This is a genomic window from Euryhalocaulis sp., from assembly GCF_013911995.1.
Classification (GTDB): domain Bacteria; phylum Pseudomonadota; class Alphaproteobacteria; order Caulobacterales; family Maricaulaceae; genus Euryhalocaulis; species Euryhalocaulis caribicus.
Map to the genome: position 1 here is coordinate 1 of NZ_JACESD010000078.1, position 8,572 is coordinate 8,572.

Below are 8,572 nucleotides of genomic sequence, written 5' to 3' on the forward strand. Positions count from 1 at the left end.
AAGCCACCCCCTCTCCCATTCCGTCATCCAAATCCTCTACGAGTATTTGGGACTTCATTGCCCTCTACCCCCATTAAGGGGGCGAGGGTGATATATGCGCGCTCAATCGTCGGAATGGCAGAAATACCAAGGACCATCGAGTTGACGCGTCCGCATTGGCGCGACGGCGCCCCACTTAATTTGCAGGTCGCTATATGACAGGAAGCGGTCAGGCAGGGGCTCGTTCGTCGTTCTGTACTCGAGCAAATAGTCCAGTTCGCCAAGCGGATCGTGGCAAATGCCCACTTTGTCGAAAATGTCGATCGCGCCCCACCTGAACCAATACTGTTCGTCTTTGCTTATTTGCTCGCAACTCGTCTGCTCAAGACAGCGCGCGCCATCGTCCGCCATAAGCGCCTGATACCAGTGGCGCTCTACGCTGAATTTCAGCCAGATTCCGCCACGGGCCAGAAACATCCAGCTAAACGGAAGCACCACCACAATCATAAAGATGCCCGCGATATTGCCGACGATCTTCGGGCGCAGCCTCCGGCCGGCGTTTTCAGACTTCTGGAGCGTGTCACAGGCAAAAGCGATACGGACGCCGTAGGCGAGCCAGGCAACGTAGATAAACGGCAGAAGCAGAACCCCGAAAAAGTCGACCGTCTGCGACAGATATAAAATGCCCGGGAACACCGCCAGCCAGAGCGTGAGCGCCACAATGGGGCGGAACTTCCATTCTGGAATCGGATCTTCCCGAATTGGATCTTCACCACCAAACATTCAGCGCCCCCGCCTGATTATCGCGCGGGCAGCCTAGCCCGTGCTTTTCAAAAAAACACGCTCGTGCGCCAAAATCTCCTCCCGCCAATCTCACCCTCGCCCCCGAGAGGGGGAGAGGGTTTTGAGCGCCCAATCTTTGATTGGTCTGCGCGAAAGGGAGAGGGGGACTTCGCAGGACTTGGCGCTTTGTTCTGAAGCCACCCCCTCTCCCATTCCGTCATCCAAATCCTCTACGAGTATTTGGGACTTCATTGCCCTCTACCCCCATTAAGGGGGCGAGGGTGAAAACGCCTCGAACTCCGCGCGGCCAGGGCCGCCGGAGCGATGAAGGGGGGTGCGGCGCGTCTTTTGCGGGACGCCGGCCGTCAACTGATGTTGATGTTTGCGAACCACGAAAGACGCGCCGCGTGACGGATATTGCGAACCCCGTCCGGTCGCCCGGCGGGGCCTCCCGCCCCCGAGATCAGATTGCCGTTCGTTCGGCGGCAAAGTCTCGGCGACAGGCCGGGGCGCATCGGGGGTCTAGTCCCGTTTCAAGCCCGCGGCCGCCACATTCCGCCCCGTTAAAAAGCGACCGAGCCCTAGCCCCCTTCATGGGACGGAACAGGGAGGAGTATATGTCAGGTTTGAGGGGCGGGGATAAATTGGGGAATTTCCATGGTTTTACAGGTCTTAAGGGGATATGGGGCTATCAGCCCCTCCCCATTCAACACCACCGATGCCTAATGCCATCCAAACCATAGGATGTATGTAAATTTTGCTCTCTAAATTGATTGCCTTTGGAGGAATCGAGCCAACCCCACCTTCTGACCATGATGGTCTACCACTTCTACCCGTCTTTATACCGCAAATGCCAACCTTATGAAGGACATGAAAATACACGCCTAAAAATTCTAACGCATCTTCAACACGGTCGACTTTAGCTATCGTGAATACGTTGTGAGCTGTCCGGGTTACAGGGTCCTTTGACTTCTCAAAATCACCATAGCGCATAATTTGCTCAAGCAATTCATCAACAGGAATATCATTTACAGTGAATCTTGCCCTCATTGCCTTTAGCATTTCAACATGAATATTTATATCCGGATGTATTTCAATCCATTCTTCCATTATTGAATTTAATCTACTAGATGAATAGTCCGCTTCCGCCTGAACAATCAGGCGTTGTGTCATATTTGGCCTTCCAGCTGCCACATCAAAGCATTTATTTACAAACAAAATAATATCCCTAGGCCTTTTAAGCGTTCTTTCAATCATATAATCAAAAGTAGGTTTTTTCTTGAAAACTCTTTCAGGAAATATGTCGTAAAAATTTGCCTCGTTTTGTGTGTATTTTTCCTTTATCAATTCTGATATTCTTATATCAACCAAATTTCGTAACTCTTCAACACTCCAATTAACTCTTATAAAATAATCTTCGTATTTTTCTTCTTGAAATCCTGCACCTCTAGTTTCATTCACTACAGTTTCAAGCAAATCTGAGCGTAATGAAATTATAATTTTCAAATTTCTAATTTTTCTAAATCTTTGCACCGTGTCGATAAGCGCTCTTATTAATCTATACCTTACCTGATTATCTGCCCACTCTAAATCTAAATCATCAATCAGTATATAATAATTATCATATTTAGAATTAAATGCCTCCCTTCCAATAGTGCTGATTACCTCATGAAGTGCATGCATTTGCACACCATCAACAATTTTTTGTGCGCGTTCTCTTATTGTCGTTTTTTCTTCTTCAGTAAGTCTCTCCGATCCCGACACTTTGGCCTCCACACTTGCGGCCCCACCTCCCAAGACACCCCCTAAATCAGTTTCAATTTTTCGAGTTAATTCCCTTACCCGGATTTCAGTGGTTTCCCAAAAATCCACACCACCCCATTTAGAGAAATATTCGAGCGCCTGTTTTCTAACTTCATTGTCTATGAACCACCCCCTCAATGTTTGGTAAAACGAATTAGAGTCTTCTTTTGTGTTTATTTTATACTTCTTTTTTATTAGCTCTACACACAGAACATGCTTCCAGAGCGCCTGAAAAAATGGATCTAATTTTACACCCAGATTATCAAAATATTTCAAGACAGTAGAATTAGATATATAAGAAATAGAAAATTGCTCTGGATCTATATTTATAATATGATGTTGACTAGCTTCAATTTCAGCCAAAATGGCGCTTTTACCTATACCCACTCGACCCAAAACGATTGATTTGTTATTATCTAAATTAGAAAGTTGTTCGATATAACCGGTATCTATGAAACAATTTTCGAGAAACTTTTGGTCATTCTCTGCCGCCGCATTCCCGACAGACCAGTCACGTTTAAATACGTAGCGATTTTGTTTTTTAGCCATTGCACCCCCCATTTGCTCAGACTCTATCGTTGATCACAGAACTGAGTAAGTGCAACCAAAAACCTTCACCCCTCCCGAAACTGCAACTTCGCCAGTTCCGCATACAACCCGCCCTTGGCCATGAGCGCCTCGTGCGCGCCGGTCTCCACGACCTTGCCGGCGTCGAAGACATAGATGCGGTCGGCGTGGCGGACGGTGGCGAGGCGGTGGGCGATGACGAGCGTGGTGCGGCCCTGTGACAGGCGCTGGATGGCCGTCTGGACCTGGCGTTCGGATTCGGCGTCGAGCGCGCTGGTCGCCTCGTCCAGCAGCAGGATGGGAGCGTCCTTCAGGAAGGCGCGGGCCAGCGCGATGCGCTGGCGCTCGCCGCCGGAGAGGCGCTCGCCCCGCGCGCCGACGGGGGCGTCATAGCCGCCCTCCATGCGCATGATGAAATCGTGAGCGGCGGCGGCTTTGGCGGCGGCCTCCACCTCTTCATCCGTGGCGTCCAGCCGGCCGAAGGCGATATTGGCGCGGACCGTATCGTCGAACAGGATGACGTGCTGACTGACCGTGGCGATATGGGCGCGCAGGGAATCGATAGCGACATCGCGCACGTCCCGCCCGTCCACGGTGACCGCGCCGCCGGTCGCCTCGTATAGCCGGGGGATGAGGTTGAGGACGGTGGACTTGCCCGCGCCCGAGGGGCCGACCAGGGCCACCATCTCCCCCGGCGCGGCCTGAAGGCTGGCGCCGTTCAGGGCCGTGGCGCCGGTGGCGTAGCGGAATTCCACGTTTTCGAGGGCGACATGGCCCTTCACGTTTTCCAGCGGTGTTGCGTCGGCTGAGTCGGTTATCGCCGGGGCCTCGTCCATCACCGAGAAGATGCGGTCGAGCGCGGCGAAGCCTTCCTGCGCGACGGCGGACAGCGTGCCGATGGCGCGCACGGCCGGGGCCATGACGCCGATGGCGGCGACGAAGCCGACCAGATCCCCCACCGTGGCCGCGCCCTCTATCGTGCGCCAGCCGGCGAAGGCGATGACGCCGGCGAGCGCGGCGCCGCCCGCGATCTCCAGGATCGGGTCCACGCGCGCCTTGCCGGAGAACAGCTTCAGGGAGAGGCGGAAACGCTCCAGGAAGGAGGCGTTGGCGCGCTCCGTCTCGCGTTCCTCCAGCCGGTAGGTCTTCACCATGCGGGCGCCGGAGAGCGACTCCTCCAGGAAGGAGGTGACCGCGCCCATCTGGATTTGCGCCTCGCCCGAGACGCGGCGCAGGCGCTGGCCGATCTTCACCACCGGATAGAAGGCGATCGGATAGACCAGCACGATCAGCAGGGTCAGCATCCAGTCCAGCCAGACCATGACGCCGAGCGTGGCGATGACCGTCATCACGTCGCGGATCAAATTATTGGCGCCGCGCACCAGCGATTCCCGCAACAGGTTCACGTCATTGGTGAAGCGGGAGACCAGCGAGCCGACGGACTCCCCCGCGATGCGGGCGTAGTCGGCCTGCATCAGGCGGGCGAACATCGCCTCCTGCACTTCCTGCATGATTTTCAGCGCCAGGCCGTTCGTGATGAGGAGCTGGTAGTAGAGCGAGACGCTGCGCACCGCGGCCGCGGCGATGATCAGCAGCGGGACAAGGGTGAGGACGCGGGGGTCGCGCTCGGCCACCAGGTCCAGCGAGTACTTGGTGACCGCGGCGTAGGAGGCCGCCGCCGCCGAGGTAATCGCCATCAGCACCACCGCCACCGAGAGCCGCCGCCATTTCGGCGCGACGTATTCCCGCCACAGCCGCGCGGCGAGCGCGCCGCTGGTGGCCTCGGTCGATGGGGCGGGTGATGTCACGCAGCGGCTCCTGGCAGGGGCGAGTCAGTCAGTGGTGACTGACACCATACGCACCGTAACGCCGGATAGTCATCCGTCCCCTCGCCCCTGTGAAGGGGAGAGGCAACTAAAAGCGATCCTCGCCCCCTCGTGGGGAGAGGATAGAAATGCAAGAGCGCAGCGATATGCGTTTCTTGGAGAGGGGGGCGTCGAAGCTGGGTGCGCCGGCGCGTGTGTTAGACGCCCCCCTCACCCTGCCCTCTCCCCACGAGGGGGAGAGGGTTCTAACGCTACTGCGTCTTCTGATTGTGCTCGGTGCCCGTCTGGGGGTCGAGGAGGCGGTGGGCGTGGATGATGAAGTAGCGCATCATGGCGTTGTCCACGGTGCGCTGGGCGGCGCCGCGCCAGGCGGCGTGGGCTTTCTCATAGGTCGGGTAGGCGCCGACGAAGTCGATCGCCGAGCAATCCTTGAACTCCACGCCCTGCGGGTGTTTCAGCTCTCCGCCGATGACGATGTGCAGGAGCTGGCGTTCATCGTCCGTGGTCTTTTCGGCCATGGCGTATATTCCCTCTTCGCTTGTCCGGTTCCTTGCCCTGTCAGCGGCGCGGGAAGGCGCGCACCCGCTGCAGGATCTTTTCATGTATCTCTGGCGCGGCGCAAATAACGCCGGAATGCCTTGTGCGCTCTTGATTGTAGCGAAACTCCGCGCCGTCAAGGCCGGTCATCCGCGCGCCGGCTTCCGTGGCCAGAATATCCGCAGCGGCGATGTCCCAGTCCGACTTCGGATTGGGGGCAAGGGCCGCGTCCCACGCGCCGCTAGCCACCAGCGCAATGCGGTAGGCCATGGAATTGCACAGCTCCACATGCATGTCGGGCCACGGCTCTGGCCATTTCTTCGAGGCGATGAAGTCCGGCTGGCAGACCATGCGGATGCCGTCGAGGCTGGCTGGCTGCGTGGCGCGGACGGGCGCATCGTTCAGGAAGGCGCCGCCGCCGAGATGCGCGGAATAGAGCTGTTCCCGCGCCGGGTTATAGACCACGCCCGCGATGGGGCGGCCGTCCTCCACCACCGCGGCGCAGACGGTGAAGTGCGGCTTGCCGTTGATGAAGGCGCGGGTGCCGTCGATGGGGTCGATGATGAAGACGCGCCTGGCGCTGTGGCGGGCCGGATCCTCCGCCGACTCCTCCGACAGCCAGGCGTAGCCGGGGCGCGCGCCCAGCAGGCGCTCTTTCAAGAGGTCGTTGACGGCGAGATCGGCGGCGGTGACCGGGCCTTCATCGCCCTTCTGCCGGACCTTCATGTCCTTGTCGCCCTCGAACCAGGGCATGGCCGCCGCGCCGGCCGCAAGCGCGGCCTGTTTCAGGAGGGCGAGGTCTTCGCCTGCGCTCATTGCCCCGCGACGCTTAAGTCGTCCACGCGCAGGGACGGCGAATTGATCTTGCCGCGGAAATCCAGATCATCCGCCGGCTGCAGGCGGCCATAGATGTCGATGAGGTTGCCCGCCACCGTGATCTCGCTGACCGGGGAGGTGATCTCTCCGCCCTCGATCAGGAAACCGGATACCCCGACCGACCAGTCGCCGGTATTGGCGTTCAGGGACGGGCCGAACATCTCTGTCACGAACAGGCCGGACTGAATATCGGCGATCATGCCGTCGCGGGATTGCGCGCCCGGCTGGACCCAGAGATTGGACGGCGAGACGCCGGGCGATCCGCCGACGCTGCGCGCCGCGTGGCCGGTCGTTTCCAGCCCCAGCTGACGGGCGGAGGACGAATTGAGAAGCCAGGTCGTCAGTACGCCGTCCTCCACCACGTTCCAGCGCTTCACGCGTACCCCCTCCCCGTCGAACGGGCGGGAGCCGCGGCCGCGCACCAGCGAGGGATCATCAACGATATTGACGCCCGGCGCAAAAAGCTGCTGGCCGTGATGGTTCTTCAGGAAGGAAACGCCCCGCGCCACGGACGGGCCGGAAATGGCCCCGGCGAAGGCGTTGAACAGGGCCGGGGCGACGCGATTTTCGAAGATCACGGTGCGCTTGCCGCTTTTCACCTTGGCGCCGCCCAGACGGGCCGCGGCGCGGCGGCCGGCTTCCGCGCCGACTTCCTCGACCGATTTCAGGTCTTCCAGATGGCGCGCGGAGTGGGCGTCGAAATCGCGCTCCATCGCGCCGTCACGCTCGGCGATGGCGGCCACCCCGAAATGACGGGAGGAGGAACGCCAGCCGCCCCCGAACCCGCCCGTGGTGGCGAGGCGGAACACGCTGCCCGCCCAGCCGGCCCAGGCGTGATCGGTCTTGGTGACGTCCGGCACGGCGCGGGCGGCGGCCTCCACGGCCAGCGCGCGCTCTTCCAGGTCTTTGGGGTCGGGCGTGGTCGCGTCGAACAGGTCCAGCTCCGGCAGATCGCCGGCCGCCAGCCGGTCTTCCGGGGCAAGGCCGGCCCAGGGCTCGTCCGGGGAGGCCTTGGCCATGGCGATGGCGCGCTCGGCCAGCTCGGTCAGGCTGTCGCCGGAAAGGTCGGAGGAGGAGACGCTGGCGGTCTTCTTGCCGACGAAAACGCGCAGGCCCAGATCGCGCGATTCCGCGCGCTCCACATCCTCCACCTCGCCATTGCGGACCGTGGCGTCCAGCGCCCGGCTCTCCACAACCACCGCGTCCGCCTGATCGGCGCCGCTGGCGCGGGCATGGCTCAGAAGCTCGTCCAGAAGGGATTCGAATGCGCGCGCGTCGAGCGCGGAGTCATCGCTTGGCATGGGGCGCGGTTATAGGGCTCACACGGCGCCGCACAAGGACGGAGCGCGGCGTCAGTCGGGCAGATTCAGCTGACACTCGACGAAAATCACCTGCATCGTGGTGGCCGTGTCCTGAAGGTCGGAGAGCGTCATCTGGCCCATGATGTCGTCGGCGCGGTCGTCATTGCCCGCCAGCTTGGCGGAAAAGAAGGCATAGACCCGGCCATCCAGCCGTTCCGCGGCCTGATCGGCGGCGCATTCGCAGGCGGCCTCGCTGTTGCCGGTGTCGGCGACGCAGGCCTCGACCAGCTGGGCGCGGTCCTCGGCGGGAATATCAAGGGGTTCTTCCGGCGCGGCCTCCGCCGTTTCCGGCGCGGGCGCGGTTTCAGCCGGCGCGGCGTCCTCGCGCGCGGCCTCGTCATCGCCGCCGCAGGCGGCCAGCATCAGCGCCGCGCAGGCGGCGAATAGAATTGAACCCCGATTGATCATGTGGAACTCCCCCGTCCGTTTATTCCTCACCGGCCTCGGCAAGGCAGGTTCTGTTGGCTTCAAGATATCCCGCCGCCGCCGATTCGCGCTCTTCCGCCGTCAGGCGGGCCGTCACGACCGGGGCAAGATCGGCGCGCGCCCCGAAGGTCACGCCGGTGACAAATACCGCATCGGCGCCGAATTCGGCGCGCAGATTATTGCGGATGCAGCCGCACAGGGCGTCATCCATGCCCCGGTCGCGGCACATCTGGTTGAAAACCGAACGCGCATCGGACCACGGGGTCTCGTTCCAGTCGCCGGGCTCGGGCTCTCCGGCCCCGGCGTCCAGCGCGGCCAGGTCTTCGGCGATTTCCTCTGAAAAATCGGGCTCCGCCGGCGCGGTTTCGCTCTCGGCGGCTTCCTCTTCCGCCGGACCGCCGCAGGCGGCCAGCG

General features: G+C 60.3%; 7 protein-coding genes and 1 pseudogene. All 8 read right to left on the bottom strand.

Annotation, left to right across the window (positions count from 1 at the left end; all coding sequences use genetic code 11):
* Positions 1-102: 102 nt before the first annotated feature.
* Positions 103-762, bottom strand: a complete 660-nt coding sequence (locus H2040_RS14055) for a hypothetical protein (RefSeq protein WP_287158208.1) — start codon at positions 760-762, stop codon at positions 103-105.
* A gap of 672 nt (positions 763-1,434) precedes the next feature.
* Complete coding sequence (locus tag H2040_RS14060) at positions 1,435-3,126, bottom strand: P-loop ATPase, Sll1717 family (RefSeq protein WP_287158209.1); 1,692 nt, start codon at positions 3,124-3,126, stop codon at positions 1,435-1,437.
* A 53-nt stretch (positions 3,127-3,179) separates the two neighbouring features.
* Positions 3,180-4,940 (bottom strand): ABC transporter ATP-binding protein, encoded by a 1,761-nt coding sequence (locus H2040_RS14065; RefSeq protein WP_287158210.1) that lies wholly within the window; start codon positions 4,938-4,940, stop codon positions 3,180-3,182.
* 269 nt (positions 4,941-5,209) lie between these two features.
* Positions 5,210-5,476 (bottom strand): DUF4170 domain-containing protein, encoded by a 267-nt coding sequence (locus H2040_RS14070; protein WP_022698328.1) that lies wholly within the window; start codon positions 5,474-5,476, stop codon positions 5,210-5,212.
* Between the two features lie 40 nt (positions 5,477-5,516).
* Positions 5,517-6,311, bottom strand: coding sequence for a 3'(2'),5'-bisphosphate nucleotidase CysQ (locus tag H2040_RS14075; RefSeq protein WP_287158212.1), 795 nt, complete (start codon positions 6,309-6,311; stop codon positions 5,517-5,519).
* Positions 6,308-7,672, bottom strand: a complete 1,365-nt coding sequence (locus H2040_RS14080; RefSeq protein WP_287158214.1) for a TldD/PmbA family protein — start codon at positions 7,670-7,672, stop codon at positions 6,308-6,310. The genes H2040_RS14075 and H2040_RS14080 overlap by 4 nt, the downstream gene beginning before the upstream one ends.
* A 51-nt stretch (positions 7,673-7,723) precedes the next feature.
* Positions 7,724-8,140 carry a hypothetical protein gene (locus tag H2040_RS14085; RefSeq protein ID WP_022698325.1) on the bottom strand — a complete coding sequence of 139 codons (417 nt, stop codon included), beginning with the start codon at positions 8,138-8,140 and terminating at the stop codon, positions 7,724-7,726.
* A 19-nt stretch (positions 8,141-8,159) separates the two neighbouring features.
* Positions 8,160-8,572 (bottom strand): annotated as a pseudogene (locus tag H2040_RS14090) (hypothetical protein); the annotation flags it as partial.